The organism is Bradyrhizobium sp. STM 3557 (assembly GCF_045571465.1).
Lineage (GTDB): Bacteria > Pseudomonadota > Alphaproteobacteria > Rhizobiales > Xanthobacteraceae > Bradyrhizobium.
This window is the reverse complement of sequence record NZ_CP120697.1, coordinates 4,453,917-4,480,288: the sequence shown is the minus strand read 5'-3', so window position 1 is coordinate 4,480,288 and position 26,372 is coordinate 4,453,917. Positions and strand designations below refer to the sequence as shown.

Genomic DNA, 26,372 nt, shown 5'->3' with positions numbered 1-26,372 from the left:
ATTAAGGGTTTTTACCATGGCCGAACGCAAGAACGGGCTCACTTATGCCGATTCCGGTGTCGATATCGACGCCGGCAACCGCCTGGTCGATCTGATCAAGCCGATGGTGCGCGCCACCGCGCGCGCCGGCGCCGATGCCGAGATCGGCGGCTTCGGCGGTCTTTTCGACCTCAAGGCCGCCGGCTTCAGGGACCCGATCCTGGTGGCGGCCACCGACGGCGTCGGCACCAAGGTCAAGATCGCGATCGAGACCGGGCTGCACAGCGGCATCGGCATCGACCTCGTGGCGATGTCCGTCAACGACCTCGTGGTGCAGGGCGCCGAGCCGCTGTTCTTCCTGGACTACTTTGCCTGCGGCAAGCTCCATCCGGAAACGACGGCGTCTGTCGTGGCCAGCATCGCCGAGGGCTGCCGTGAATCCGGCTGTGCGCTGATCGGCGGTGAGACCGCGGAGATGCCGGGCCTGTACAAGGACGGCGATTACGACCTGGGCGGCTTTGCGGTCGGCGCGGCCGAACGCGGCACGCTGCTGCCGACCGGCGACATCGCGGCCGGCGATGCAGTGCTTGGGCTGGCGTCATCAGGTGTTCATTCCAATGGTTTCTCCTTGGTCCGCAAGATCGTGGAGCAGTCGGGCTTGGGCTTCGCTGCGCCGGCGCCGTTCGCGCCCGTCATGACGCTGGGCGGCGCGTTGCTCGCCCCGACCCGGCTCTATGTGAAGTCGTGCCTGCGCGCGATCCGCGAGACCGGCGCGGTCAAGGGGCTCGCGCACATCACGGGCGGCGGCTTCACAGACAACATTCCTCGTGTGCTGCCGAAGCATCTTGGCGTCAATATCGAGCTATCGCGTGTGCCCGTACTGCCGGTCTTCAAATGGCTGGCGGAGCAGGGTGGCATTGCCGAACTGGAGCTCTTGCGCACCTTCAACTGCGGCATCGGCATGATCGCGATCGTGAAGGCAGAGGCGGTCGCTGATGTCACCGAGGTGCTCAAGGCAAATGGCGAGACCGTCACGCTGCTCGGTGAAGTCGTCCCAGCATCTGGCGAGCAGCGCGTCATCTATAACGGTCATCTCGACCTCTCGCTGTGATCAGGTGATCTCATGAAGCGGCGCGTCGCCATCCTGATCTCCGGGCGCGGGTCCAACATGGCTGCGCTGATCCGCGCTGCGGCGGCAAGCGATTTCCCGGCCGAAATTGCCGTGGTGATCTCCAACCGCGCGGATGCGGCCGGCTTGGAGCGGGCCGGGCAGAGCGGCATTCCGACGCTGGTGATCGAAAGCAAGCCTTTCGGCAGGGATCGTGCAGGCTTCGAGGCCGTGCTGCAGGCGGCGCTGGACGAGCGCGGCATCGAGCTGATCTGCCTCGCCGGCTTCATGCGGCTATTCACGGCCGATTTCGTCCGGCGCTGGTACGGGCGGATGCTCAACATCCATCCCTCGCTGCTGCCGTCGTTTCCGGGCCTCGATCCGCACGGCCAGGCGTTGCGCGCCGGCGTGAAGATCTCCGGCGCCACGGTGCATTTCGTGATCCCCGAGACCGATGCGGGGCCGATCGTGATGCAGGGCGCGGTCGCGGTCAGCGATCACGACACGCCGGACACGCTGTCCGAGCGCATCCTGGAGGTCGAGCATCGGATCTATCCGGAAGCGCTGCGGCTGCTCGCGACCGGCCGGGTCAGGCTCGACGGCGATCTCTGCCGCAGTGAGGCCGGTGCGGGCGTCGGCAATTTTCTGATCTCGCCGCTGGCTTAGGACGGCGTCTGAAGAAGACGCGTCAAATGCAGAACTCGTCAGTTCAACAAACAAAATCCCCCGGGGACGCCGGGGGTGGATCATGGCTGCGAAGGGCAGGCCGTGACGAAGTCTTGGTGATCCACCAAACGCTGTGGGTTTGCAGATCGTGCTGTTGTCGTTTTCCGAGCGCGGCACCGCCGCGTTCGGCTATCGCCGCCGGCCGCTCAAGAGACCTTGAGGTTTTCCGCGGATGTCTTGCCGCGGCTCTCCACGAGGTCGTACTCCACGGCCTGGTTTTCGTTGAGCGTGGTCAGCCCTGCGCGTTCGACCGCGGAGATGTGGACAAAGACGTCCTTATCGCCGCCGGCCGGTTTGATGAACCCATATCCCTTGGTCGGGTTGAACCATTTCACGCTGCCTTTGTAGGTCGGCATCGTTGTCTCCTCGTCTAGACGAAAAAAGACGCGGCCACGCGCTACTCGCGTGGGCCACGCCACAAACGGGCTTCCCGAAGTCTGCTCACTTTCCGCAATCACGAAACGCACAGTCGCACGGCCAGATCCGATTGTACCTCAGATTGCAACACGAAATGCGCCGGATGGCAAGATTGAGGCGCTGATGAGCAACGGGGCGCGGTGTTCTCTGCCGGCACCACCGGCGCCGCCTATCCGGACGGCAGAGGGAACCGCGGACAATTAGCTAGCCCAGGCCGACGGGTCATCGAGCGTTTTTGGCCCCCGCTGGATCAGCATCGCTGCGTGCCGGTCTCGTCGCGGCTGTCAGGATCCCGGAATTGGCAGGGGCGGCGACGCCACCCGTCCCGGGAACCTCGGCGCCTCGCCGCAATCCAACTGGGAGCGTCCGGCCCCGAGTTGCTCTGATAATAGTTGCTAACGAAAAATGACGGTCTCAATCAAACAAGGCCTGCAGCCGCATATCCTGTCATGCCGAAACTACTTCTCGTATTCCTCATCAGTTCGACCAGATCCTTGGGATGAATGAACTCGTCCCGGAAGCACGGATAGGTCTTCGGGTCGAAGATCTTCTTCAGCCAATCGATGACAATCTTATGCCGGTCGGAGTTCCTGAACTCCTTATGGTAGGTGAGCCATAGATCGGCATGGTGGTTCACGCCGAGATCGACCGCAACCAGTGGCGCCCCGAGAGCGATCGAGGACGTCGGCAGGAATCCTATTCCGGCGCCGCGCTCGACAGCGTACAGCACCCCGATGCTCGAATTGGTCTTGATGCCGCAGATGCCCTCGAGCGAGGGAAGCCCGAGCACGCGCGCGTATGCGGAATCATCGACCTGCGGCGCATGCTGCCTGATGATCCTGTGACTGCTGACCTCGGAGAGGCAAGCCGGCACGCCATGCAGTTTGCGATATTCCTCCGATACGAAGGCGTAGATGTGCAGCCGGCCGAGTTTGGTGACGATCAGATCGGGATTGGTCGGCCGCTCCAGCTGAATGGCGATGTCCGCCTCTAACCTCGCGACGTCGGCCTGCTCCATCGCGCAACGCAGGTCGACGGTGATTTTGCGATAAGTTTTCTGAAAATCGATCAATCTGGGAAGTATCCAGAAATTGCCGGGTCCTTCGGTCACCGCAACGCGCACGGTGCCCCCGGTGTCGTTGGACGACTGTGCCGCGCGACGGAAGATGTTGAATGCATGCCGCTCCATCTCCATCACGTCGCTGATCATCGCCGCGCCGTCGTCGCTCAGGGTTAATCCACTCTGATCGCGCAGGAACAACTTGCAGCCGATCCGCTCTTCCAGGCGATCGATGCGCCGCATGAGCGTCGTGCTGGTCAGGCGAAGCGCCTCGGCCGCGTTACGGAAACTCTTGTGCTTCGCGCAGGCCAGGAACGATTTCAGGTCGTCCCAGGAAGCATCAAACATCTCGTCTGGTCGGTGCTGCGTGATCGCAGCACCCCGATGCAATAGTTGCTGCATACCCCAAATCCTCGCCCGTTATGCTGCATCTCTGCAGACCGGAGCGACGATAGATGCAGGGAACATTAATTGAAAGAGCCTCTTTCGCAGGGCGGCACGTTTTCGACTTACTACCAAGAAGCGCGGACATTCAGGTGCGGCCCGCGGAGCTGCCCGAGCTGTCGCCGCTTGCGGAGATGGCAAATCGATTGGTTCCAGGAGTTCAGATCGGCGCAGACAGTCTCGGTCGATATTTCGAATTTGATCCAAATTGCATCCTGACGTTCCGTCGCAGAGGCAAGCTGCTCGGCGCGGTCGCGTTCTTGTATTTGAACGATGCCGGTCTGGATGCGCTTGTGCTCGATGAGATGAGCTTGACGCATCCCGACATGAAATTCCTGGCCAGGCAGGACGAGGAGGTTTCGGCGATCTACGTCTGGGCGATCGCAGGCCAGGGCAGAGCGATGGCGGGCCTCGGCAACGTGTCGGAGCATCTCAGCCGGCCGCGCTTCGTCTTTGCTGATCTGTACGCCCATCCGGCAACAGCTGCCGGGCGCGATCTGATGGTCACCCTTGGATTTCAGCCTATTCCGAGCTTTCAGCCCGACCTCTGGTGCTACGAGCGGCCATGGAATCGCAAGCCGAAAACAGGGGCTGGGATCGAGACACTGTCCTATCATCCAACAAGGAGTATCGCCGATGCACGGTACTGACATCGCATCGACGGCCAAGCCGAACCCGCGCGCGATCACCGTTCGGATCGCGCGCGATCCGAACGACCTGATGCTGGTCACAGCGATCCGCTCGGCGGTCTATCTTGCCGAGCAGGATTGTCCGATCGAGGAGGAGTTCGATGGCAACGACCTCGTCGCCGCGCATTTCATCGGCTTCGTCGGCAAGGAGCCGGCGGGCTGCCTGCGTGTGCGCTTCTTCGGCGAGTTTGCCAAGGTCGAGCGGCTTGCGGTTCGCCATCAGTACCGGCGGTCGCGGTTGTCGTTCAAGCTGGTGCAGGCGAGCGTCGACTATGTCCGGCGCAAGGGCTTCAAGCGGATCTACGGCCAGGCCCAGGACCGGCTGGTGGACTTCTGGGCGCATTTCGGCGCCAAGCCGCTTGGACACAATCGAAAGCTGACTTTCTCAGATTTCTCCTACACGGAAATGGTGCTCGAGCTCGAGCCGGACGATGACGCGATCACGCTCGACAGCGATCCCTACATGATCATCCGTCCCGAAGGCGACTGGGACCGGCCCGGCGTGCTCGACATGTCGGCGGGCCGTCCAGCATCCTCTCCCTTGCGCGATATGACGGCGGCGCGTCCATGACGATGGACAGAGATCTTTCCGGCGCGTTCGATGCGGATCCGCCGATCCTGGTTTGCGCCGACCTGCAAGGTGAATATCTGGCGCAGGGACGCCGTCACCTGATCGCCGATGCCGACGCGATCATGCCGCGCTGTCTCGAACTGATGACACTCTGGCGTGACAATCTGTGGCCGGTGATCCATCTCAAGCGCATCGCGCAGGCCGCGTGGTTCAATCCGGCGTCGAACCTGACCAACTGGATCGCCGAACTGAAGCCGCAGCCCGGTGAGCTCACCTTCGAGCATCCGTTGCCTTCGGCTTACAGCTCGGCGCGCTTTGCCGAGTACATGTCCAACATGCGCAGCATCCGCTGCCTTGTGCTGGGCTTTTCGCTCGATGAGACCATCTTGTCGACGATCGTCGACGGCTTTCATCGCAGCCACCGCTATCAGGTGATTGCAGATGCGGTGGCCTGCCGGCGGCCGGGGGTCGACGACGTCGTCTCCTACAAGGCCGTCGTCACCAAGGTGATCGGCAACTTTGCCGGCGTGCTTGAGAGCATGGACCTGACCCGGGCCAGCGGGCGGATCGCTGTGTGAGAGGATGGAGCCATGGCATGCTCATTGCGACAGTCGTTCGGCGAGTTCGATCAGGAGACGACGGTCCGATGGATCCCTGATCCGGTTGAAGGCGACGATGAGCCGCAGACCTTCAACCACGTTCAGGTCGAGGTGATTCTCGCTGAGCAGGCGCAGCAACTTCTCTCCAGGCGTTTCGCAATCGTCTGTGCTCACGCGTAAGCTCCAGAAACAAGTATGTCACAACGAGTCAATCAAAACGAGTAGGTCGCAACGAGTTGGTCATGGGGACCCGAGAGGATGAGCTCAAGGAGCTGGCGAGTACCCTTCAGTTAGCCATCGCAAAAGCGCGTCGGCTCAACTTACCTACCAGCGCCTATATCCTGTCAATGGCCCTTGTCGAAGTTTCGCAGGTGCTCGAGGGGAAGTCCGACGACACAAAAAATCTCAAATAAGCCCTTCCAGCGACAATTGATCAAGGGCAGACACAATCGGAAATAGACCGAATTAACCCGGAGCGCGGCGCTATCCGCCGCGATCGACCCTGACCACGCGGCCTTTCTCGATCGCAAGCGCGAGCCGGCCGTGCTTGAGCGCGAGCGCCGCTTCGCCGAACAATTCGCGGCGCCAGCCGTGTAATGCGGCGACATCGGCATTGTCGTCGGCTGCGATCTGCTCGAGATCATCGACGGTCGCGATCACCTTGCTCGCCACCGCGTGGCGTTCGGAGGTCATGCGCAGCAGCACCTTCAACAGCTCGACGATCGCAGCGCCGTTGGAATTGTTGCGCGGCTTTTCGATCTTGGGCAGTGCGGCGAGATCGCGGGCGAGGCCGCGCTGCACGGCCGCGATGATGTCGGCGCCCCATTTCGAGCGCTCGAAACCCTTCGGCAGCGAGCGCAGGCTGCCGAGCCGCTCCAGCGTGGTCGGCGCGTGGGTGGCGATGTCGCCGACGGCGTCATCCTTCATGACCCGGCTGCGCGGCACGTCGCGACTCTGCGCCTCCTGCTCGCGCCAGGCGGCGACCTCCATCAGCACCGCGAGCTCCTTCGGCTTGCGGACGCGAGTTTTCAGCCGCTCCCAGGCCCGCTCGGGATGGAAGTCGTAGGTGCGCGGCGAGGTCAGCACGTCCATCTCCTCGCTGACCCAGTCGCTGCGCTTGCGCCGTTTCAGGTCGGCATCGAGCGCCGTGAACACGTCGCGCAGATGGGTGACGTCGGAGACGGCGTAGTGGATCTGCTCCTTGGACAGCGGCCGGCGCGACCAGTCGGTGAAGCGGTGCGTCTTGTCCGGGCGATGGCCAGTGATGCGCTCGACGAGCTGGTCATAAGCGATGCTGTCGCCGTACCCCAGCACCATGGCCGCGACCTGGGTGTCGAAAATCGGATGCGGCAGCAGGCCGGCGCGATGCCAGATGATCTCGATGTCCTGGCGCGCGGCGTGAAACACCTTCAGCACCTTCTCATCGGCCATCAGCGCGAAGAATGGCTTCAGGTCGATGCCCTCAGCCAGCGCGTCGATGACGACGGCTTCCTCAGGGCTGGCGATCTGCACGACGCAGAGCAGGGGATAGTAGGTGGTCTCACGCAGAAACTCGGTATCGACGGTGATGACCGGGTGCTGGGCAAGACGGGTGCAGGCGGCCGCAAGATCTGCGGTGGTGGTGATCAAGTCCATGAACGATCCATGACGAAGCACTTACGCCGTCGTCCGAAAGCGCTGGTCTGTCAAGGGTCTTGGCAATGATCCTGGAACGAATTCAGGCCTTGCATTTGGGCCGGATCGTGCCTCATGCGGGCGCAAAATCCGCCCGACTCGCTTGCCGGTCGATCGGTGCCGTGCGGCTGACCTCAATGGTGACGGACGCGTCCCGCCGGCCGGCGGCCGCACGGCACCGCCAGCGCGATGATGCAGAGGCCGATCATCGCCAGACCCATGAATTCGAAAACCAGCGCGTCCACGACATTTCTCCGGAAACATCGGGAAACTTGTCGGGGCTATGTTGACCGTCTCTTAACCGGTCGCGATGGCCCGCGCCGATGGTGGACGGCGGGTTAACAGCAGCATCAGGTGCCGCAGAAGGTCTGCAGCACGCGCTCCTCCGGCTGCGGCGGCTCGGCGTAGGCCGCATAGACCGGCTGATCCCGATAGGGGTGCGCCAGCACCGTGATAAGCTCCTCGAAGGGAGCAAAATCGTCGTTCTGGATCGCAGCCGATATCACCGCCTCGATCCGGTGGTTGCGCGGGATGTACGCGGGATTGGTCGCGTGCATCGCGGAGCGGCGCTGATCGGGCGTCTGCGGCTCCAGCGCGAGGCGCTGCCGCCAGCGCGGAACCCATTCGTCGAAGCCCGCGGGATCCTGGAACAGGGTGCGGACCGGAGCATCGTTGCCGTCGCCGGCCGCCTCGCCCAGCCGGCGGAAGGTGAGCGTGAAGTCGGCCTGACCCGACGTCATTGCCTCCAGCAGCGCCTGGGCCAGCGCCGGATCATCCTCACCCGCGGTGAACAGGCCGAGCTTGCGGCGCAAGCCGGCTTGATAAGCGTTGCTGAACGCTTCGGCGAAACTGTCCAAAGCTCCTTCCGCGTCCTTGATGGCCTGGGCCTGGTCGTCGGAGAACAGCGGCAGCAGGCATTCGGCGAACCGGGTCAGGTTCCAGAGCGCGATCCGCGGCTGGTTGGCGAAGGCATAGCGGCCCATCTCGTCGATCGACGAGAACACGGTGGCGGGGTTGTAGGCGTCCATGAAGGCGCAGGGACCGTAGTCGATGGTCTCTCCCGAGACGGAGGTATTGTCGGTGTTCATGACGCCGTGGATGAAGCCGATGTCCAGCCAGCGCGCGACCAGCGCGGCCTGGCGGGCGATCACGGCCTCGAGCAGGGCGTGATAGGGACGCTCGCGGCCGGTGAGCTCCGGATAATGACGCGCGATCACGTGGTCGGCGAGCCGCCGGATGGCTTCGATATCGCGCCGGGCGGCGAAATACTGGAAGGTGCCGACCCGGATGTGGCTGGTGGCGATCCGCGTGAGCACGGCACCGGGCAGTGCGGTCTCGCGGAACACCTGCTCGCCGGTCACGACTGCGGCGAGCGAGCGGGTGGTCGGGATGCCCAAGGCATGCATCGCCTCGCTGACGATGTATTCGCGCAGGACCGGCCCGAGCGCCGCGCGGCCGTCGCCGCGGCGGGAAAACGGGGTCGGGCCGGAGCCCTTGAGCTGGATATCGCGGCGCACGCCGTTGATATCGACGACCTCGCCCAGCAGGATCGCCCTGCCGTCGCCGAGCTGCGGCACGAATTGCCCGAACTGGTGGCCGGCATAGGCCATGGCGATGGGATCGGCGCCGGCTGGAACCGTCTTGCCCGCCAGGATTTCCGCCCCCTCAGGCGTCTCCAGCTGGTCGGGATCGAGGCCGAGCTCGACGGCCAGCGGCCGGTTCAGCTTGATTAGGCGGGGCGCGGCGACGGGGGTCGGGGCAACGCGGGCGAAGAAATTGTCCGGCAGCGCCGCATAAGAGTTCTGGAAGGGGAAATGTACGGTCATAAGAGACAAGATAGGCGCGCGAGGGGTGCTTTTCGAGGTCTGAGCAGGGCGCATTTGGTTGCCGCAGCGGACCGGCTCGGCTAAACCCACGCGCGCCGGCTGCGCCCTTTAAGGGCCGCGCCGATTCCTTGCCCAGACAGCAGTTTCAGGACCACCATGCATCGCTACCGGACCCATACCTGCGGCGCGCTCCGCGACAGCCATATCGGCGAAACCGTTCGCCTGTCCGGCTGGTGCCATCGTATCCGCGACCATGGCGGCGTGCTGTTCGTCGATCTGCGTGACCATTACGGCATCACGCAATGCGTGGTCGATCCGGACTCGCCGGCTTTCGGCCTGGCCGAGAAGCTGCGTTCGGAATGGGTGGTGCGGATGGAAGGGAAAGTCCGTCGCCGTCCCGAGGGCACCGACAATCCGGAGTTGCCGACCGGACAGATCGAGCTCTATGTCAGCGACATCGAGGTGCTGGGCCCGGCGGCCGAGCTGCCACTCCCGGTGTTCGGCGAACAGGAGTACCCCGAGGACATCCGTCTGAAATACCGCTTCCTCGACCTGCGTCGCGAGCGGCTGCACCAGAACATCATGACGCGCGGCGCCATCGTCGATTCCATGCGCCGGCGCATGAAGGAGCAGGGCTTCTTCGAATTCCAGACCCCCATCCTGACCGCGTCCTCGCCGGAGGGCGCACGCGACTTCCTGGTGCCCTCGCGCATCCATCCGGGCAAGTTCTACGCGCTGCCGCAGGCGCCGCAGCAGTACAAGCAGCTGCTGATGATGTCGGGGTTCGACCGTTACTTCCAGATCGCGCCGTGCTTCCGCGACGAGGACCCGCGCGCCGACCGTCTGCCGGGCGAGTTCTATCAGCTCGACGTCGAGATGAGCTTCGTCACGCAGGACGACGTGTTCGCGGCGATGGAGCCGGTCATCACGGGCGTGTTCGAGGATTTTGCCAAAGGCAAGCCGGTGACCAAGAACTGGCCGCGCATTCCCTTCGCCGAGGCAATGCGCAAGTATGGCTCCGACAAGCCCGATCTGCGCAACCCAATCGAAATGCAGGATGTCTCCGAGCACTTCCGCGGCTCCGGCTTCAAGGTGTTCGCGCGCATGCTCGAAGATCCGAAGAACCAGGTCTGGGCGATCCCGGGCAAGGGCGGTGGCAGCCGCGCCTTCTGCGACCGCATGAACTCCTGGGCGCAGGGCGAGGGCCAGCCGGGCCTCGGCTACATCATGTGGCGCGAGGGCGGCGAGGGCGCGGGTCCGCTCGCCAACAACATCGGACCGGAGCGCACCGCCGCGATCCGCGAGCAGCTTGGCCTCAAGGAGGGTGACGCTGCGTTCTTCGTCGCCGGCGATCCGGAGAAGTTCTGGAAATTCGCAGGCCTCGCCCGCACCAAGCTCGGCGAGGAGCTGAACCTGATCGACAAGGACCGGTTCGAACTGGCCTGGATCGTCGACTTCCCGATGTACGAGTACAACGAGGACGACAAGAAGGTCGACTTCTCGCACAACCCGTTCTCGATGCCACAGGGCGGCCTGGAGGCGCTGCAGACGCAGGATCCGCTGACCATCAAGGCGTTCCAGTACGACATCGCCTGCAACGGCTATGAGATCGCCTCCGGCGGCATCCGCAACCACAAGCCGGAAGCAATGGTGAAGGCATTCGAGATCGCAGGCTATGGCGAGCAGGACGTGGTCGAGCGGTTCGGCGGCATGTACCGCGCCTTCCAGTACGGCGCCCCGCCACATGGCGGCATGGCGGCTGGCCTGGACCGTATCGTCATGCTGCTCTGTGGCACCACGAACCTGCGCGAGATCTCGCTGTTCCCGATGAACCAGCAGGCCGTCGATCTCTTGATGGGCGCGCCGTCGGAAGCCACGCCCAAGCAGCTGCGCGAGCTGCACATCCGGACGAACCTGCCGAACAAGTAGTTCGGCAGGATCCCTGTTTTTGTCATTGCGAGCAGCGCAAGCGACGAAGCAATCCAGATTTCCTTGTTCGCACCGCCGGATTGCTTCGCTTCGCTCGCAATGACGGCATACTGATAGCGCGCTTTGATGATTACCACGTCGGCGAACAAAGCAACGTGCATTCCCGCGCGCGACTACAACCCGGTCGAGGCCTCGATCTTGAACTGCGCCGCCGCCGAGGGCGGATCGGTGCCGATGAGCTGCACGAGCTGCATTGCCGGCACCTTCGCGCGCGGAATCAGCTTCAGCGTCAGCGTCTGATGCGGCGTCTCGATGAAGCGCGAGATCGCCTCGACTGCGCCGGCAACATCCGGATTGTCGCTGCCGAACTTGTTGCCGCCCGCCTTGATCGTGGCAAGGATCGCCTGCCGCGCATCGTCGCGGCTGATGCTCTGCATACGCGCGAATTGCGCGACCAGGAGGTCGACGCCGCCGAGATCGCGTAGGGTCAACTCCAGCCCGCCGGCTTCGATCTGCGTCGCTTGCGCCATCGCCGCCTGCGGGTCGACCGTGAAGACGTCGCGCGGCACATGCGCGAGCGAGACGCTGGCGGAGGCGCTGAGAATGTTGCCGATGTCGAGCTTGACCGGTGACAGCGCGAAGGTGCCTGCACTTTCGGTCCAGCCGGCGCCGAGATCTGCATCGATGGCGGCGCTGTCGACCCCGGCGGCGAGCAGCGGCAGCAGCGCGGGATTCGATGCGTCGAGCGGGCTGTTCAGCTTGGCGACGACATGCGCCTGCGTCGGGATGGGGCCGACGAACTGGCCCCAATCCAGGCTGACATTGTCGATCCTGACCTGCTTGCTGGTGGTCTTGTAGGGCGCCACCAGATCCCTGAGCTCGGCACCTTGCAGCGCCTTCAGGAGATCCAGCGCCTGAGCAGCGGGCGGCCGATGCGCCGGATCGGCGAACTGCCCGCTGATCCGCATCACGCCTGCGACATCGAAGGATTTGAGCGCGAAGCGTCCGAGCTTGATCGGGCCTTGCGGAGATTTGCCGTCCAGCCCCTCGACGGTCAGATTGGCTTTGCCGTCCTGCAGGTCGGCGCGCATGCTCGCCAGCTTGAGCGGCCCCTCTGGCGTGGTGATGGACAGGCCGCGCATCTCGGCATTCCTGATGCTGAGGCCTTCGTAGAGACCGGCAACCTTCTCCATGAGGTCGCGCATCTGGGCGGGCGATGGTGGCGCCGCCTGCGCTGTCACCATCGCCAGGAGGGCTGGCAATTGCAGCTTCGACGGGCGCATTCCGACCTCGTCGACGCTGATGCCGTCCATGTGCATCTGAACGCCGAGCGAGGAGGTGAGTTCATACGGTCCGATCGAGGCCTGCCGATACACGCGATGGACACGTTCATCATCAGCACTCTTTGGATCGAGCACCGCGGCGATTGCGGTCGTGTCGATGTCGGAGCAGGTGATATCGACGAGATGGCCGGACATCTTCTGGTTCTGCGCCTTCGGGGCCGGCTGCTGCACGTCCATCGTGAACGAGACGTCACCGATCTTCTCGCTCGCGATCCTGCCTTCCTTGATGCCGTCGAGCACGAAATTCGCATAGGTGAATTCGCCGCGGCCGAGCGCGGCAGACCCGAAATCGACCTGGCCGGTGATGCTGGGCATGGTCATCGACGACATGCTGATGGCCGCGAACTGCTTGAGCAGCAAGCCGTAGATCTCGAGCGGCGAGGCACCGGCGGGCAGCCGCTCGCCGCGGGCCGGGCCGGCATAATCCTTCAACACGACCTTCGGCGCCTTGTAGGTGACGTGGAACGTCGACGGGGCAGGCGCCTGCGCTTCAATCTCGATGCCGGTGGATTCGATGCTGGCGGCCGCGAGCCGGCCGGCGTCCGGCTGGCTGAGGCCTGAGGCGACGATGTTGCCGATCTTCACCGTGACCGGCGGCTGGCTTGCCATTTCGGCTGTGATATCGGCAATCGAGAGTGTCCGCGTCCGCAGATCGAACGACACCTTGCCGTGATCGGCCTTGGCGCCGGTGCTGCGGATCTGGTCGAATGCGGTCTCGACCTCGCGCGCCGCGCGGTTCTGCGCATACCAGTTGATGCCGAATAACCCCGCGATGGCGACGACAGCGAGCGCGAGAACGCCAATTAGAACCCGTTTCATGCAGTCAACTCCTGCCCGGCTTCAATCCCCGCATCGTCATACTCCCGGCGGAACCGATCGGGTAGGGGATGGACTCCAAAGGCCTTAATAAAGGCCTTCATATTCTGTTTGTCCTGGGGACATCGAGCCGAAGCCTGGGAGGGCTGTCTCGGACAAGAGCATCTGCGTCCGAGCGACCCAGCCTCTCAGAGGGGCGTTTCGCCGCCTCGTTCGACCAGGTGCGCGCGCGAGGGGGCAGGATCGAAGCGATCGGCGAAATACTGCGTTTCCCTGGTCACCAGTCCGTCGCGGAATTCCATGATGCTGACGGTGTATGACGGGACGCCGTCATAGGTCAGCACGAATTCGGTGATCCAGAGATCGCCGCTGCCAATCATGCGCCGGACGCTAAAGCGTTTCTTGTTCGGTTGGAGGAAGCGGCTCTCCTGGATGTTGCGCCTGCCGCGAATCCGCTCGCCCGATTGCGGATAATCCAGCACAGCATCCTCGTGATAGATGTCGTGCTCCGCCTCGAAATCGCTCGCGTCCGACGCTTCCCAATGGCGCTGCAGCGCCATCTGCACCGTTCGGTCGTCCATCTCGATCTCCCACCGATGCTTCGGCCCTTGTTCGGGCCATGGCTCATCATGCCCGGAAAATCGTCCGGGCGCGATCAGGTCTCCGCAAGTTCTGCCATGATCCAGTCGGCGAACGTGCGCACCGCCCGGCGTTGCCGATTGGCGCGCGGAAAGACCAGATGGTGGCCGACATAGCGAAGTTCGGCCGAGCGACCGGCGAGCGGCGCGACCAACCGGCCGCTTGATAGTTCGCGTTCGGCAAGCCTCGTCGATTCCAGCGTTACGCCGAGGCCGCTCGAGGCCATCGCGATGGCGATGAAGCTACGGTCAAACCTCATGCCGTGGATGGCGGGAGGTTCGAGACCGTTCGCCACGAACCAGTGATGCCACTGAACCTGCTTCATGTCGGAGCGGATCAGGACCTCCTTGAACAGGTCCTTCGGCCTGCGGATGCGCCTCGCGATTTCAGGCGCGCATAGCGGCGTAACGGTCTCCTCGCCGAGCGGGACGATGTCGACGCCGCCGACGCGCGGCTGCCCGTAGACGATATCCAGATCGAAATCGTCGTTGCTGAAGCGGGCATAGTCGGTGCTGGCGGCGAGGCGCACTTCGAGCTTCGGTTCGGCACTGAGAAATTGAGCCAGCCGTGGTGCCAGCCATTGGGCGGCGAAGCTGGGCGCCGAATGCACGCGCAGCAATTGCGGTCCCCGACCGGCGACTTCCTCGATGCCACGCCTCAGATTGTCGAACGCAACGCCGGCATGCCGCATCAAATTCTCGCCGGCTGGCGTGAGCCGGACCGAGCGTGTGCTGCGTTCGAACAGCGTCGTGCTCATGCTGCTTTCGAGCTTGCGGATCGCGTGACTGACGGCGCTCGGAGTGAGATGGAGCTCCTTGGCCGCGTCGCGGAAAGAGCCGGTGCGCGCGGCGGCTTCGAAAGCGCGGATCGCCGAGATCGGAATGCTGGAGAGCAACATCCGATAAGTGAACCAAATTCACCTATGAAAGACAACTGCGCGTTTGTCGACAGCGCGCCCAGCCCGTAGCCCTTGCGATAACAGGCGTCGGCCAGCGCGGCGCAAGCGAGCAGAGAGGAAGACGATGTTGCTTGGCGGCAAAACGGCGGTGATTTCAGGTGCGGCATCGCCGCGTGGAATCGGGCTGGCCACCGCCAGGCGATTTGCGGCCGAAGGCGCTCGCGTCGCCATTCTCGACATTGATGGCGCTGCGGCGGAAGCTGCGGCCGGGACGCTGGGTACCACCGACGGCGGCCCGCATCTTGGCGTTTTCTGCGACGTCGCAGATCCGGCCTCCTGCAGCAAGGCTGTGTCCGCCGTGATCGAGGCGTTCGAGCGGATCGATATCCTGATCAACAATGCCGGCATCACGCAGCCGGTGAAATTCCTGGAGATCACACCTGCCGATTGGGAGCGCATCCAGGACGTCAATCTGAAAGGGGTGCTGTTCCTGTCGCAGGCGGTCATTCCGCACATGCGCAAGCGCCGGAGCGGGGCGATCGCATGCATGTCGTCGGTATCGGCCCAGCGCGGCGGCGGCATTTTCGGCGGTCCGCATTATTCGGCTGCCAAGGCCGGCGTGCTCGGGCTGGCCAAGGCGATGGCGCGCGAGTTCGGTCCCGACGGCATCCGCGTCAATTGCGTGACGCCCGGCCTGATCGGCACCGACATCACCGCGGGCAAGCTGACCGATGCGATGAAGGAATCGATCCTCGCGGGCATTCCGCTTGGCCGTCTCGGCGAGGCGGACGACGTCGCCGGCATCTACACGTTTCTCGCCTCGGATCTGTCGGCCTACGTGACCGGCGCAGTCATCGATGTCAACGGCGGCATGCTGATTCACTGAGAGGGACACCTGATGACGCAGCCCGCACCAACGCTTGCCAACGCGCCGTCGCTAGCCCAGCGCGCCCATAACGTTCGCCGCCACGCCTTGCGCATGGGCGAGGTTCAGGGCCAGGGCTACATCGCACAGGCGCTCGATATCGCCGACGTGCTCGCAGTCGCCTATTTCCACGCGATGCGCTACCGGCCCGAGGATCCCGCCTGGGAAGACCGCGACCGCTTTCTGCTCTCCAACGGCCATTATGCGATCGCGCTCTACGCGGCCCTCATCGAGGCCGGGATCATTCCGGAAGCCGAGCTCGAGACCTATGGCAGCGACGGGAGCCGGCTTCCGATGTCCGGCATGGCCGCCTACACGCCGGGCATGGAGATGTCCGGCGGCTCGCTTGGGCTTGGCCTGAGCATCGCCGTCGGCATGGGACTCGGATTGAAGCGCAAGCGCTCCAGCGCCCGCGTCTACACACTGTTCTCCGACGGCGAGCTCGACGAAGGCTCGGTATGGGAGGCCATCCAGTCGGCCGCTCACTACAAGCTCGACAATCTGATCGCCATCGTCGACGTCAACAACCAGCAGGCGGACGGTCCGTCGACGCAGGTCATGGCCTTCGAGCCGCTCGTCGACAAATTGAATGCGTTCGGCTGGTTCAGCCAGCGCGTCGACGGCAACGATCTCGATGCCGTGGTGGCGGCGTTCGATGTCGCCAAGTCCCACCCCGAGCCGAAGCCGCGCATCATCATCGCCGACACGCTGATGGGCAAGGGCGTTCCGTTCCTCGAGCAGCGTGAGAAGAACCACTTCATCCGCGTCGAAGCGCACGAATGGCAGCTCGCGCTCGCCGCGCTCGACGCCCGGAGGCCGTCATGACATCCATCAAGACAGCAGCACAGCCAGGCAAGCCGCGCCTGACCACGTCGGCGATGATCGCATCGATTGCGGCGGAAGGGCAAAGGACCAAGGCGGCCCCGTTCGGCCATGCCCTGGTCGAACTCGCCCGCAGCCGCGCCGACGTGATCGGCATGACGGCGGACCTCGGCAAGTACACCGATTTGCATATCTTCGCGAAGGAATTCCCTGAGCGCTACTACCAGATGGGAATGGCAGAGCAGCTTCTGTTCGGCGCGGCCTCGGGGCTTGCGGCCGAAGGGTTCACGCCATTCGCGACCACCTACGCCGTGTTCGCCTCTCGCCGAGCCTACGATTTCATCCACCAGACGATCGCGGAGGAAGACCGCAATGTGAAGATCGTCTGCGCATTACCGGGCCTCACATCCGGCTACGGACCGAGCCATCAGGCGACGGAAGATCTCGCGCTGCTCCGCGCCATGCCGAACATGACGGTGATCGACCCCTGCGATGCGCATGAGATCGCGCAGGTGGTGCCGGCCATCGCGGCTTACAAGGGACCGGTCTATATGCGGCTGCTGCGCGGCCAGGTGCCGGTCGTGCTCGACGAGTACGGCTACAGGTTCGACGTCGGCAAGGCCAAGATGATCCGCGACGGCAAGGACGTCCTGATCATTTCCTCCGGGCTCATGACCATGCGCGCGCTTGAAGCGGCCCAGGTGCTCGCAGGCGATCGCGTCGATGCAGCCGTGCTGCATGTCCCAACCATCAAGCCGCTCGACAACGAGACCATTCTGTCGGAGGCCGCCAAGCCCGGGCGGCTGGTCGTGGTGGCCGAGAACCACACGATTGTCGGCGGACTGGGCGAGGCGATCGCGGGTCTCTTGATGCGCTCGGGTGTTCATCCGGCATTCCGGCAGATCGCGTTGCCGGATGAGTTCCTCGATGCAGGCGCGCTGCCGACGCTGCATGACCGCTACGGCATCTCGACCACGGAAGTCGCAAGGCAGATCAAGCAATGGCTCTAGCGCGCTGCGCGCGCCGCGACAGTTCTCGCGTAACAAACAACATAGGGAGGAATTCGTGTCTACGCGCAACACCGGCATGATCAGCCGCCGATCCCTCGTCAAGGCGGCAGCCGCTATTCCATTATGCGGCATCCTCACGCACCGTGCTTCGGCGGCAGAGTTCACCTACAAATTCGCCACCGGGCAGGACCCGACGCATCCGGTCAACATCCGAGCTCAGGAGGCGATCAATCGCATTCGTGAGGCTACGGGTGGCCGGCTGGAGATCACGCTGTTTCCCGCCAATCAGCTCGGCTCCGACACCGAGCTCTTGAGCCAGGTCCGCAACGGCGGCGTCGAGTTCTTCAATCAGTCGTCCTCGATCCTGGCCACGTTGGTGCCGAGCGCAGGCATCGTGAATACCGGCTTTGCCTTCGCCGATTACGACGCGGTCTGGAAGGCGATGGATGGCGAGCTCGGCGGTTATATTCGTGCTCAGGTCGCGAAGACCCCGGTCATGACGATGTCCAAGCCATGGGACAACGGCTTTCGTCATATCACCTCGTCGGGACGCGAGATCCGAAGCCCCGACGATCTGAAGAACTTCAAGATCCGGGTGCCGCCGGCGCCGATCCTGACCTCGCTGTTCAAGGCGCTGGATGCCGGCCCGGCTCCGATCAACTTCAACGAGGTCTATTCGGCACTGCAGACCAAGGTGGTCGACGGTCAGGAAAATCCGCTGCCGATCATCGCGACCGCGCGCCTGTACGAGGTGCAGAGTTCCTGCAGCATGACCGGCCATGTCTGGGACGCCTACTGGATTCTGGGCAACAAACGCGCGTTCGAACGTCTGCCGCATGATGTGCAGGAGATCGTCACACGTGAGCTTGACCGCTCGGCGGACGACCAGCGCGCCGATATCGCAAGGCTCAGCCAGACGTTGCGGACCGACCTGATGGCAAAGGGGCTCAAATTCGTCGATGTCGATCGGGCGGCATTCCGCCGCGCACTCGCGAAGACAAGCTTCTATGCGGATTGGAAGGCGAAGTTCGGCGAGGAGGCGTGGGGCCGGCTCGAGAAAGTCGCGGGCCAGCTGTCATGAGCGGCCTCACGCGCACGCCAAGCATGGCCGTCCGCGTCGCCGCCCGGCCCGACGCGCGCGGCTGGATCGTGATCGCCAACAAGGTGCTCGGCCAGACGGTTGCGATCCCGGCAGCCGTGCTGGTGCTGGCGGAGATCGCGGTGCTGTCGGCGGGGATCATCGGCCGCTATGTCTTCCGTTCGCCGCTGGTCTGGTCGGACGAGCTTGCCGGCATCCTGTTCCTGTGGCTCGCCATGCTCGGCTCGGTGATCGCATTCCAGCGCGGCGAGCACATGCGGATGACCGCGATCATCGGCGTGCTTCGTGCGGATGTTCGTGCGTTCCTGGATGTCGTGGCGGCAGCGACCGCGCTCGCATTCCTGCTGCTCGTGATCCGGCCGGCCTATGAGTTCGCCGCCGACGAGGCCTATGTCACCACACCTGCGCTGGAGATCGTCAACTCCTGGCGCGCCGCGGCGCTGCCCGTCGGCATCGGCCTGATGCTGATCTCCGCTGTTTTTCGGCTCGTCCGCATCGCAAGCCTGCGCAGCCTGCTGGCGTCGCTGGCCGTCGTCGCGGCCGTGATCGGCGCCTTCGTGCTGGCCGCGCCGCTGCTCAGGCCGCTCGGCAATCTGAACCTGCTGATCTTCTTCGTCTTCGTTGTCGGCGCCATGGTCTTTGCGGCGGTGCCGATCGCGTTCGCCTTCGGCCTTGCCACGGTCGGCTATCTCTCGCTGACGACAAGCACGCCCGACGTCGTGATGATCGGCCGCATGGACGAGGGAATGAGCCATCTGATCCTGCTCGCGGTGCCGCTCTTCGTGTTTCTGGGCCTGCTGATCGAAATGACCGGCATGGCGCGCGCGATGGTCGGATTCCTGGCGAGTTTGCTGGGCCATGTCCGCGGCGGGCTGCATTATGTGCTGGTCGGTGCGATGTACCTGGTGTCCGGCATTTCCGGGTCCAAGGCGGCGGACATGGCGGCGGTCGCGCCGGTGCTGTTCCCCGAGATGCAGCGACGCGGCGCCAAGCCCGGCGATCTCGTCGCGTTGCTGGCGGCGACCGGCGCGCAGACCGAAACCATTCCGCCTTCGCTGGTGCTGATCACGATCGGCTCCGTCACCGGCGTATCGATCGCGGCGCTGTTCACGGGCGGGCTTCTGCCAGGCGTGGTGCTTGCGATCATGCTCGCCGCGGTGGTCTGGTGGCGCTACCGGCGCGAGGACCTGTCGCACGTCAAGCGAGCGGGCAGGCGGGAGATCGGCCGTGCGTTTGTCGTGGCGGTCCCCGCCATCGCCTTGCCGTTCGTGATCCGCGCCGCGGTGGTGGAGGGCGTCGCCACAGCCACCGAAGTGTCGACCATCGGTATCCTGTACTCGGTCGTCGTTGGTCTGCTGATCTATCGTCAGTTCGACTGGCGGCGGATCTATCCGATGCTGGTCGAGACCGCATCACTGTCCGGAGCCATCCTGCTCATCATCGGCGCGGCGACCGGCATGGCCTGGGCGCTGACGCAGTCCGGCTTCTCGGCTTCGCTCGCCAGGCTCATGACCTCGCTTCCAGGCGGAGTGCCGGCGTTTCTTGCCGTCACGATCATCGCGTTCGTGATCCTGGGCAGCGTGTTGGAAGGCATTCCGGCCATCGTCCTGTTCGGGCCGCTGCTGTTCCCGATCGCGCGGCAGGTCGGTGTTCATGAGGTTCACTACGCCATGGTCGTCGTGCTGGCGATGGGCATCGGACTGTTCGCGCCGCCGTTCGGCGTCGGCTACTACGCCGCCTGCGCGATCAGCCGGATCAACCCGGACGAGGGCATGAAGCCGATCCTCGGCTACATGATCGCCCTCGTGATCGGCACGCTCATCGTGGCCGCAATCCCCTGGATATCGATCGGCTTCCTATGAGGTCGTAAGGAAGCCGCGGTCCGTCTCAGCCGTTATCCCGCAGCGCAGCATATGGCGCGCCTTGATGCGGTTGCGCCAGGGCGCATCGTCCGCGACGAGCCGGACTCTATGAAGGACGAAGCGCAGGGGAGCTCAACCCAAGCGCGAAAACAGCGAGGAGAGGATCGTTAACGCGGTACTTCTCAGCAAAAAAGGCGGCGGTATGGAGGAGTTTCGGTGTTTACGAAACGCGTCCTTAATCCGAAAGCTGTCCGAATGGCGGGGTGAATATGGCCAACCATTCAGAAGAAAACGGATAACTCCAATGACCGTTCGCTGGTCTGTGCTCCTCCTTGGAACCTGTTTCGTGATGCCTGCGGGTGCCGCTCTTGCCGCTCCCTCCGATGTCGTTCGCGATCTTGCCTCCCGCGTCGGCCCGATCGTCGGTCAGGCCTCGACCTGCCAGAACATCGCCCAGGGCCGCGTCCAAACCATCGTCGATCAGTTCGGCGAGGTGATCCGCCAGGCTTCGTCGAACAACGGAGAGCGCGATCTGCTCACCCGCAGCTTCAACAGCTATGTCGCCGACGGCCGCAGCCGGATGGTGAACTCGCAGGTGAACTGCCAGACCGCGGAGCGCCAATTGGCGGATCTCGAGCGCTCGCTCGGTCAGCAGCAATCGGCGGCTCCGACCATCCCCTATACACTGGCGCCCTCGAGCGCGGCGGCGGCAACGCAGCCCACGGCCAACCTGCCGGCTCCGCTTCCGCACGGCGTCACCGACACCGAGATCCGTTTCGGCACCGTCATCCCCTTCTCTGGCGTCCGCAGAGAGCCGGCGCGCCAGATGAAGCTCGGCATCGAGACGGCGTTCAACCGCGCCAACGACGCCGGTGGCATCAACGGTCGCATGCTGCGATTGATTGCCGCTGATGACGCCTACGATCCCACCCGGACGCTTGCTGCGATGACGCAGCTCTACGAAAAGGATCAGGTGTTCGGCTTTATCGGCAACATGGGCACGGCCAACAACGCGGTCGCGATCCCTTATGCGCTGGAGCGCCGCGCGCTGTTCTTCGCGCCTTATAGCGGCTCGGCCGTCGTCCGCCATGATCCGCCCGACCGTTACGTGTTCAACTATCGCGCCAGCTACGCGGAAGAGACCGCCGCCATCGTGCGCTACCTGATGAAAGTCCGGCGGATCCCGGCGAAGCAGATCGCCGTTTTCGCCCAGAACGACGCGTATGGCGACGATGGCGCCAACGGCGTCGCCAAGGCGTTCCGCTCGCTCGGCATCAACGATCCGATCATCCGCTATGGTTTCCCGCGCGGCACGCTGGATGTCGACGGCGCCGTCAGCCAGCTGAAAGCGCAAACCAAGCCGCCGATCAAGGCCGTGATCATGATCGCGACCGATCGTGCCGCCGCGAAATTCATCGAAAAGACCCACGATGCGGTCCCGGGCTTGATCTACGCCAACATCTCGGCCGTCGGCTCCACGTCGCTGGCCACCGAGCTGAAGCTGCTCGGCACGAAATACACCGAGGGCGTCATCGTTACACAGGGCGTCCCCTCGGTCGCGGGCTATTCGAGCCTCGTGCTCGACTACAAGAATGCGCTTGCCAAGTACTTCCCCGGCGAAGCGCCGGACTACACCTCGCTCGAGGGCTACATCTCGGCGACGATCCTGATCCAGGCCCTGAAGCAGACCACTCCGCTCGACACCGAACGGCTGGTCGATACGCTGGAATCGATGCGCAACATCGATCTCGGCCTCGGTAGCCAGCTCTCGTTCGGACGCGCCGAGCACCAGGCTTCGCACAAGATCTGGGGCACCACGCTCGACGAGACCGGCACTTATCAGGCGATCGAGCTGGAATGATCTGCCTTCACCGGCGGACTGGATAAACCAGTCCTCGCAGAGCTGCCGGCTGTCTTGGCCGGCAGCTCGCGCCAGGTGATCCCCTGCAAAGCCGATGGACCATTCCCGACACGCCAGCTTTCCACTGGAGTGTCGGGCCTTGAGAATCTTGCTTCTTCGCGTGCAAGTGGGTCGATCCGTTCTCAGGTTGCAGACGACGCAAACCTCAGGAGCGATCATAAACGTTCGGGAAGTCTCAAGCGGAAGCCAAGCAGTCGGACTGCCGGACCGCGTATTGACGGCCGCCGTATCATACGATACGCCGCCGCGCTCCTGTCTGCTGCAGGATATGGCATCACCGCACGGCTCGCGGCATCTATCGGTGATGAGAACGCCAGTAGCGCTCCCGCCCTTTCGAACGGTTGGAGTAGCGTATGTCCAAGCGTCATCGCTTTAAGCAGACCACCTCACTCGAAGCTCGCCTCGCTGCAGAAGCGCGGCAGCTCAGGCAGCAAGCCAAAGGCATGCCGCCGGGGATCGCGCGAAGCGAGCTTCTGCGCAGAGCGCGCGAAGCCGAGACAACCTCGCATCTAAGCGAGTGGTTGAGGTCTCCAGGGCTGCGGCGCCCGAAATAGGCAAGCTTGCAAGGTGCGCAACTCGCGTTGCGAGATGCGCTGCAGATCGTCGCCTGTGGTGAAGGAAGAAACGAAGTCGGCGACGGGCCAAGCGCGTGCCGCGCTGGCGAAGTGACCTTGCGAGCCGGGGCCGACATCGATGGAGCGAATTCGTCTCCACGAATGATCGCTAACGTCCGCTTGCTCCCCGCCGGCATCGAACGGCCAAGAGAAGCGAGGAGCATCACCGGCAATCGCACGATCATGCGCGTCACGTCCGGGCGCACCTTTGTTCTTCAAGAGCGAGGCCATCGAGATCGCCTTGGCGAGTGACCGCGGCGCGCTCGTTAACCAAGAAAACAGCCTCCGGATGAAACATGGTAAAGTTTAAGATAAATTGTAATCGATTGGAGAGTTCACCGACGCATTGCGTCTCGTGAGCAAGCAAGAATAGCTTTTTCTTCTTCGTGTTGCCGTCGGCGGACGGTCGTGAATTTTGATTTCACCGGCGCGCGGAGAACTGCACATGAAGCAGCTGTTGTTGGCTGCCATCGTTACGATGGCGGCGAGCGAACTCGCATGGGCTCAATCATCGACGACGACGGGAACGGGCGTCGGCCTTGCCAAGTCAACATCGAACGCGCAGGCGGTCTCGGGGCAGGGCGGCACGGGGGTCGGCGTCGCAGCAATCACGACCAACAGTAGCGTGCCGGCCGATCAAACGGTCAGGAACGTGCCCGGCGTTGTCGCTCCGGGATTGGCCGCGGCTGGGCTCGAAACGTGCCTTGGGTCGGTGTCAGGCGGTGGGGCGTTTGTCGGCACCGGATTCAGCTTCGGTAGCACGATTCCTGATCCCGGCTGCGCGGCGCGGCTCGATGCGCGCACCCTGTGGAGCTTCGGATTGAAGAAGGCGGCGGTCGCCCGGCTCTGCCTCAACCCCGACATCAACCGCGCGATGCCGGAGGTTTGCGTCAAGTACCTGCCGCCGCCGGCGCCTGTCTATCTCGCCGCGCCGAAGGTCGCCACACACCACGCGCAGCCCGAAGCTTCCGATGAGCAGTCCTACACCGGCGGCGACATTTGGCTGGTGGAAGGGGCGACCGGCAAGACTCGTCTTTGCAAGGACTACGACGTGACCCAGCAGAGCTGCCGTGTCTGGGCTCGCGTCGCTCACCATTCGCCGCCGAAGAAGGCGACAGCGAGTGGTGAAACTTCTCACACGGCGGCATCGTCAGCCCCGGCACTGGCCGTGGCGGCAACCGAAAAGAAGGAGACGTCGCAATGAAGAAGCTCTTGATGAGTGTTTCGTTGATCGCTCTGGTCGGAAGCATTTTGCCGGCTGATGCCGGGTCCACCCTCGCCATCGGCGGCGGTGCCAATCTTGGCAACGTGACGACGCTTACCGGCGCTGCAACGCTGGGCAACGCTGTAGCCGCATCGGCGGCCAATGGCTTCAATACCTCCGTGGGGAGCGGCGTTGCCGTTGCCACGCCCGCGGGGAGCCTCAGTGCGGGCATTGGCACGTCGATCGGTCAGTCGACCGGTCAATCCGCTGCAGCGGCCGGTCCGGGTGGTGGCGCAGCCTTGAGCGGCGCCTTGTCCAACAATCACGGTATTGGCGTCGGCGGCGGCTTCACCAACGTCCTGCCCTGAGACAGACGAAAACAGCATGGTGGCGAGTCGTCGCCACCATGCTGCTGGTCGCGTGAGGGGGCGACGTTCAATCCGATGAGGTACGGCCGGGAAAGAGAAACGACTTGGCGATCACTCATGCTCCAGAGGCAAAGTGAACTGAAACACTGCACCTCGTGGTTCATTCGCGGCCGCCCAAAGCTGTCCTCCATGCGACTCGACGATTGAATTGCAGATGGCCAGGCCCATGCCTGTGCCCGCAGGCTTGGTGGTGTAGAACGGGTCGAAGAGGCGATTGACCATTGTCGGGTCAAGCCCCGGACCGTTATCCCGCACGGTGACAAGGATCCCGCCCGAGGCATGCGCGGAGGTGCTGATTTGCAGCTCCCGCGGCCCCTCGTCGCGGCTGCTCATCGCCTCGACCGCGTTGAGGATCAGGTTGAGAACGAGCTGTTGCAGCTGGACACGATAGCCTTCCAGGGGCGGCAAGGCCGGGGCCAGATCTGTCTGCAGACAGATACTATGTCTGAGCAGTTCGCTGCGGACGATCGTGACGACGTTCAGGATCGCATCATTGATGTCGACGCTCTCTTTGCGGGCCGGTGTCTTCTTGATCAGCGCACGGATCCAGTCAATGACCTCACCGGCTCGATTGCCGTCGGCGATGATCGACGCGAGGGCCCGCCGCGCCTCCGCGACATCAGAGGGTTGACAGCTGAGCCAGCTCAGTGCGGCCTCTGCATTGCAGAGCATCGCCACAATCGGCTGGCTCACTTCGTGGGCGATCGAAGCAGTGACCTGTCCCATTGCTGCCGCGCGGTTGGCATGCGTCAGCTCCGCCTGCATCTCGCGGAGAGCCTCCGTGGCGCGCTTCCGTTCAGAAATGTCGCGGCTGAGAGATATGATCAGCCGCCGCCCGCCTTGATGGAACTCTCGCATGCGAACCTCGACGGGAAATACGAAGCCGTCCTTTCGACGATAGCGCCGCTCCAGAGTGGCAACACCGCCGGCCTTGAGATGGTCACGCTGACGCTCCCAAGCCGCCGCATTCAATTCCGGATCAAAGGAGAACGGCGTCTTGCCAATCAGTTCATCGCGGCTGCACCCCAAGCTCTCGCAGGCATTTCGGTTCACGTCGAGAACGGTTCCATCTTCGCTGTGAAGCATGAACATGTCTGCCGCGTGGTCTACGAAGGTGCGGAAACGGGCCTCGCTCTCCCGCAGCGCCTCTTCGGCGCGCTTTTGCTCGGTGATGTGGCGGCCGACGCCGCGGTAGCCGACGAAGCGCCCCGTCCTGTCAAAAACGGGCATGCCTGAGACGGACACGTAGCGCTTGCCACCGTCGGGCGTCGGCCGCGCCAGCTCGAAGTCGCGGAACGGCAGATGGGCATCGAGCGTCTCGCGGTGCTTTCGCCAGCTCTCCTCATCAGGTTCGAGGTAGGGCACCTCCCAGCGCGTCTTGCCAAGCTCGGAGACCGGAGGCTCGGCAAGGGTCTTTGCGAACTCCTGCCGGATGAAGCGATGCTGCGCGTCGGTTTCCCAATATACATCGAAGGAGAATTGCACGAGGGTACGAAAGCGCTCCTCGCTCTCGCGCATCGCCTCTACGATCTCAGAGGGTAACTGAGCGGGATCGTGCATAGCTGACCTTGTTGCCAACGAGCCACGGATGCAAGCGACCCATTCCAGCGACAGGTACCGGGCTGTTGCGCCTCAGGAACCGGTCCGCAGCGGCGAACGGTTGGCCTTCCGTGCGATAGCCTCACACGGCGAAATGATCAATCGGAAGCTTATCGGATCGAGACTATACCTACGTATGCAACAGCTTCTGGAGCATCGGGGAAGGACCG

General features: G+C 63.7%; 24 protein-coding genes. 14 read left to right on the top strand and 10 right to left on the bottom strand.

The genetic code is table 11. The features are described 5' to 3' along the window. Window positions 1-16 precede the first annotated feature (16 nt). Complete coding sequence (purM, locus tag P6U24_RS20400; protein ID WP_407154305.1) at window positions 17-1,090, top strand: phosphoribosylformylglycinamidine cyclo-ligase; 1,074 nt, start codon at window positions 17-19, stop codon at window positions 1,088-1,090. Window positions 1,091-1,102: 12 nt separating this feature from the next. Beyond that, window positions 1,103-1,753 (top strand): phosphoribosylglycinamide formyltransferase, encoded by a 651-nt coding sequence (purN, locus tag P6U24_RS20395; RefSeq protein ID WP_407154304.1) that lies wholly within the window; start codon window positions 1,103-1,105, stop codon window positions 1,751-1,753. A gap of 206 nt (window positions 1,754-1,959) precedes the next feature. On the opposite strand, the gene P6U24_RS20390 is transcribed toward purN, so the two are convergent. Continuing rightward, complete coding sequence (locus P6U24_RS20390) at window positions 1,960-2,169, bottom strand: cold-shock protein (RefSeq protein WP_407154303.1); 210 nt, start codon at window positions 2,167-2,169, stop codon at window positions 1,960-1,962. Between the two features lie 479 nt (window positions 2,170-2,648). Beyond that, a complete protein-coding gene (locus P6U24_RS20385) occupies window positions 2,649-3,692 on the bottom strand; it encodes a LysR family transcriptional regulator (RefSeq protein ID WP_407154302.1) in 1,044 nt (347 codons plus the stop codon). A gap of 53 nt (window positions 3,693-3,745) precedes the next feature. Here P6U24_RS20385 and P6U24_RS20380 point away from each other — a divergent pair, with 53 nt between their 5' ends. The 3 genes from P6U24_RS20380 to P6U24_RS20370 are packed head-to-tail and all read left to right on the top strand — an operon-like array spanning window position 3,746 to window position 5,572. Further along, window positions 3,746-4,384 (top strand): hypothetical protein, encoded by a 639-nt coding sequence (locus tag P6U24_RS20380; RefSeq protein ID WP_407154301.1) that lies wholly within the window; start codon window positions 3,746-3,748, stop codon window positions 4,382-4,384. Beyond that, window positions 4,371-4,994, top strand: a complete 624-nt coding sequence (locus P6U24_RS20375) for a GNAT family N-acetyltransferase (protein WP_407154300.1) — start codon at window positions 4,371-4,373, stop codon at window positions 4,992-4,994. The genes P6U24_RS20380 and P6U24_RS20375 overlap by 14 nt, the downstream gene beginning before the upstream one ends. Continuing rightward, entirely contained in the window at window positions 4,991-5,572 is a 582-nt protein-coding gene (locus P6U24_RS20370) for an isochorismatase family protein (RefSeq protein ID WP_407154299.1), read from the top strand. Before P6U24_RS20375 ends, P6U24_RS20370 begins: the two co-directional genes overlap by 4 nt. A gap of 21 nt (window positions 5,573-5,593) precedes the next feature. Here the strand turns inward: P6U24_RS20370 and P6U24_RS20365 are convergent, their stop codons facing one another. From P6U24_RS20365 to P6U24_RS20355, 3 genes are all read right to left on the bottom strand, one after another. Further along, window positions 5,594-5,731, bottom strand: a complete 138-nt coding sequence (locus P6U24_RS20365) for a hypothetical protein (RefSeq protein WP_407154298.1) — start codon at window positions 5,729-5,731, stop codon at window positions 5,594-5,596. Window positions 5,732-6,076: 345 nt separating this feature from the next. Next, complete coding sequence (gene rnd, locus P6U24_RS20360; RefSeq protein ID WP_407154297.1) at window positions 6,077-7,228, bottom strand: ribonuclease D; 1,152 nt, start codon at window positions 7,226-7,228, stop codon at window positions 6,077-6,079. Window positions 7,229-7,617: 389 nt separating this feature from the next. Further along, window positions 7,618-9,093, bottom strand: a complete 1,476-nt coding sequence (locus P6U24_RS20355; RefSeq protein WP_407160535.1) for a protein adenylyltransferase SelO — start codon at window positions 9,091-9,093, stop codon at window positions 7,618-7,620. A 156-nt stretch (window positions 9,094-9,249) separates the two neighbouring features. Here P6U24_RS20355 and aspS point away from each other — a divergent pair, with 156 nt between their 5' ends. Then, complete coding sequence (gene aspS, locus P6U24_RS20350; RefSeq protein ID WP_407154296.1) at window positions 9,250-11,022, top strand: aspartate--tRNA ligase; 1,773 nt, start codon at window positions 9,250-9,252, stop codon at window positions 11,020-11,022. 173 nt (window positions 11,023-11,195) lie between these two features. On the opposite strand, the gene P6U24_RS20345 is transcribed toward aspS, so the two are convergent. The 3 genes from P6U24_RS20345 to P6U24_RS20335 form a co-directional block, all read right to left on the bottom strand. Further along, window positions 11,196-13,184, bottom strand: coding sequence for a hypothetical protein (locus P6U24_RS20345; protein WP_407154295.1), 1,989 nt, complete (start codon window positions 13,182-13,184; stop codon window positions 11,196-11,198). Between the two features lie 185 nt (window positions 13,185-13,369). Continuing rightward, window positions 13,370-13,762 (bottom strand): nuclear transport factor 2 family protein, encoded by a 393-nt coding sequence (locus P6U24_RS20340; RefSeq protein ID WP_407154294.1) that lies wholly within the window; start codon window positions 13,760-13,762, stop codon window positions 13,370-13,372. Window positions 13,763-13,836: 74 nt separating this feature from the next. After that, the gene (locus P6U24_RS20335; RefSeq protein WP_407160534.1) at window positions 13,837-14,715 is read right to left on the bottom strand and encodes a LysR substrate-binding domain-containing protein; all 879 of its coding nucleotides are present in this window, start codon (window positions 14,713-14,715) and stop codon (window positions 13,837-13,839) included. 127 nt (window positions 14,716-14,842) lie between these two features. Here P6U24_RS20335 and P6U24_RS20330 point away from each other — a divergent pair, with 127 nt between their 5' ends. The 6 genes from P6U24_RS20330 to P6U24_RS20305 all read left to right on the top strand — a co-directional run bounded on the left by P6U24_RS20330 (window position 14,843) and on the right by P6U24_RS20305 (window position 22,297). After that, the gene (locus P6U24_RS20330) at window positions 14,843-15,604 is read left to right on the top strand and encodes an SDR family NAD(P)-dependent oxidoreductase (protein WP_407154293.1); all 762 of its coding nucleotides are present in this window, start codon (window positions 14,843-14,845) and stop codon (window positions 15,602-15,604) included. A gap of 12 nt (window positions 15,605-15,616) precedes the next feature. After that, the gene (locus P6U24_RS20325; RefSeq protein WP_407154292.1) at window positions 15,617-16,468 is read left to right on the top strand and encodes a transketolase; all 852 of its coding nucleotides are present in this window, start codon (window positions 15,617-15,619) and stop codon (window positions 16,466-16,468) included. Then, window positions 16,465-17,475, top strand: a complete 1,011-nt coding sequence (locus P6U24_RS20320; protein ID WP_407154291.1) for a transketolase family protein — start codon at window positions 16,465-16,467, stop codon at window positions 17,473-17,475. The genes P6U24_RS20325 and P6U24_RS20320 overlap by 4 nt, the downstream gene beginning before the upstream one ends. Window positions 17,476-17,551: 76 nt before the next feature. Continuing rightward, window positions 17,552-18,556 (top strand): TRAP transporter substrate-binding protein, encoded by a 1,005-nt coding sequence (locus P6U24_RS20315; RefSeq protein ID WP_407160533.1) that lies wholly within the window; start codon window positions 17,552-17,554, stop codon window positions 18,554-18,556. A gap of 23 nt (window positions 18,557-18,579) precedes the next feature. Beyond that, on the top strand, window positions 18,580-20,436 hold the full coding sequence (locus P6U24_RS20310) for a TRAP transporter large permease subunit (RefSeq protein WP_407160532.1): 1,857 nt from the start codon (window positions 18,580-18,582) through the stop codon (window positions 20,434-20,436). 304 nt (window positions 20,437-20,740) lie between these two features. Next, window positions 20,741-22,297 (top strand): ABC transporter substrate-binding protein, encoded by a 1,557-nt coding sequence (locus P6U24_RS20305; RefSeq protein ID WP_407154290.1) that lies wholly within the window; start codon window positions 20,741-20,743, stop codon window positions 22,295-22,297. Between the two features lie 569 nt (window positions 22,298-22,866). Here P6U24_RS20305 and P6U24_RS20300 read toward each other — a convergent pair. Further along, on the bottom strand, window positions 22,867-23,202 hold the full coding sequence (locus P6U24_RS20300) for a hypothetical protein (RefSeq protein ID WP_407154289.1): 336 nt from the start codon (window positions 23,200-23,202) through the stop codon (window positions 22,867-22,869). 214 nt (window positions 23,203-23,416) lie between these two features. Here P6U24_RS20300 and P6U24_RS20295 point away from each other — a divergent pair, with 214 nt between their 5' ends. Both P6U24_RS20295 and P6U24_RS20290 read left to right on the top strand, forming a co-directional pair. Beyond that, window positions 23,417-24,175, top strand: coding sequence for a hypothetical protein (locus tag P6U24_RS20295; RefSeq protein ID WP_407154288.1), 759 nt, complete (start codon window positions 23,417-23,419; stop codon window positions 24,173-24,175). Beyond that, on the top strand, window positions 24,172-24,543 hold the full coding sequence (locus tag P6U24_RS20290) for a hypothetical protein (protein ID WP_407154287.1): 372 nt from the start codon (window positions 24,172-24,174) through the stop codon (window positions 24,541-24,543). Before P6U24_RS20295 ends, P6U24_RS20290 begins: the two co-directional genes overlap by 4 nt. A gap of 111 nt (window positions 24,544-24,654) precedes the next feature. Here the strand turns inward: P6U24_RS20290 and P6U24_RS20285 are convergent, their stop codons facing one another. Next, entirely contained in the window at window positions 24,655-26,163 is a 1,509-nt protein-coding gene (locus tag P6U24_RS20285) for a PAS domain S-box protein (protein ID WP_407154286.1), read from the bottom strand. Window positions 26,164-26,372: the final 209 nt, after the last annotated feature.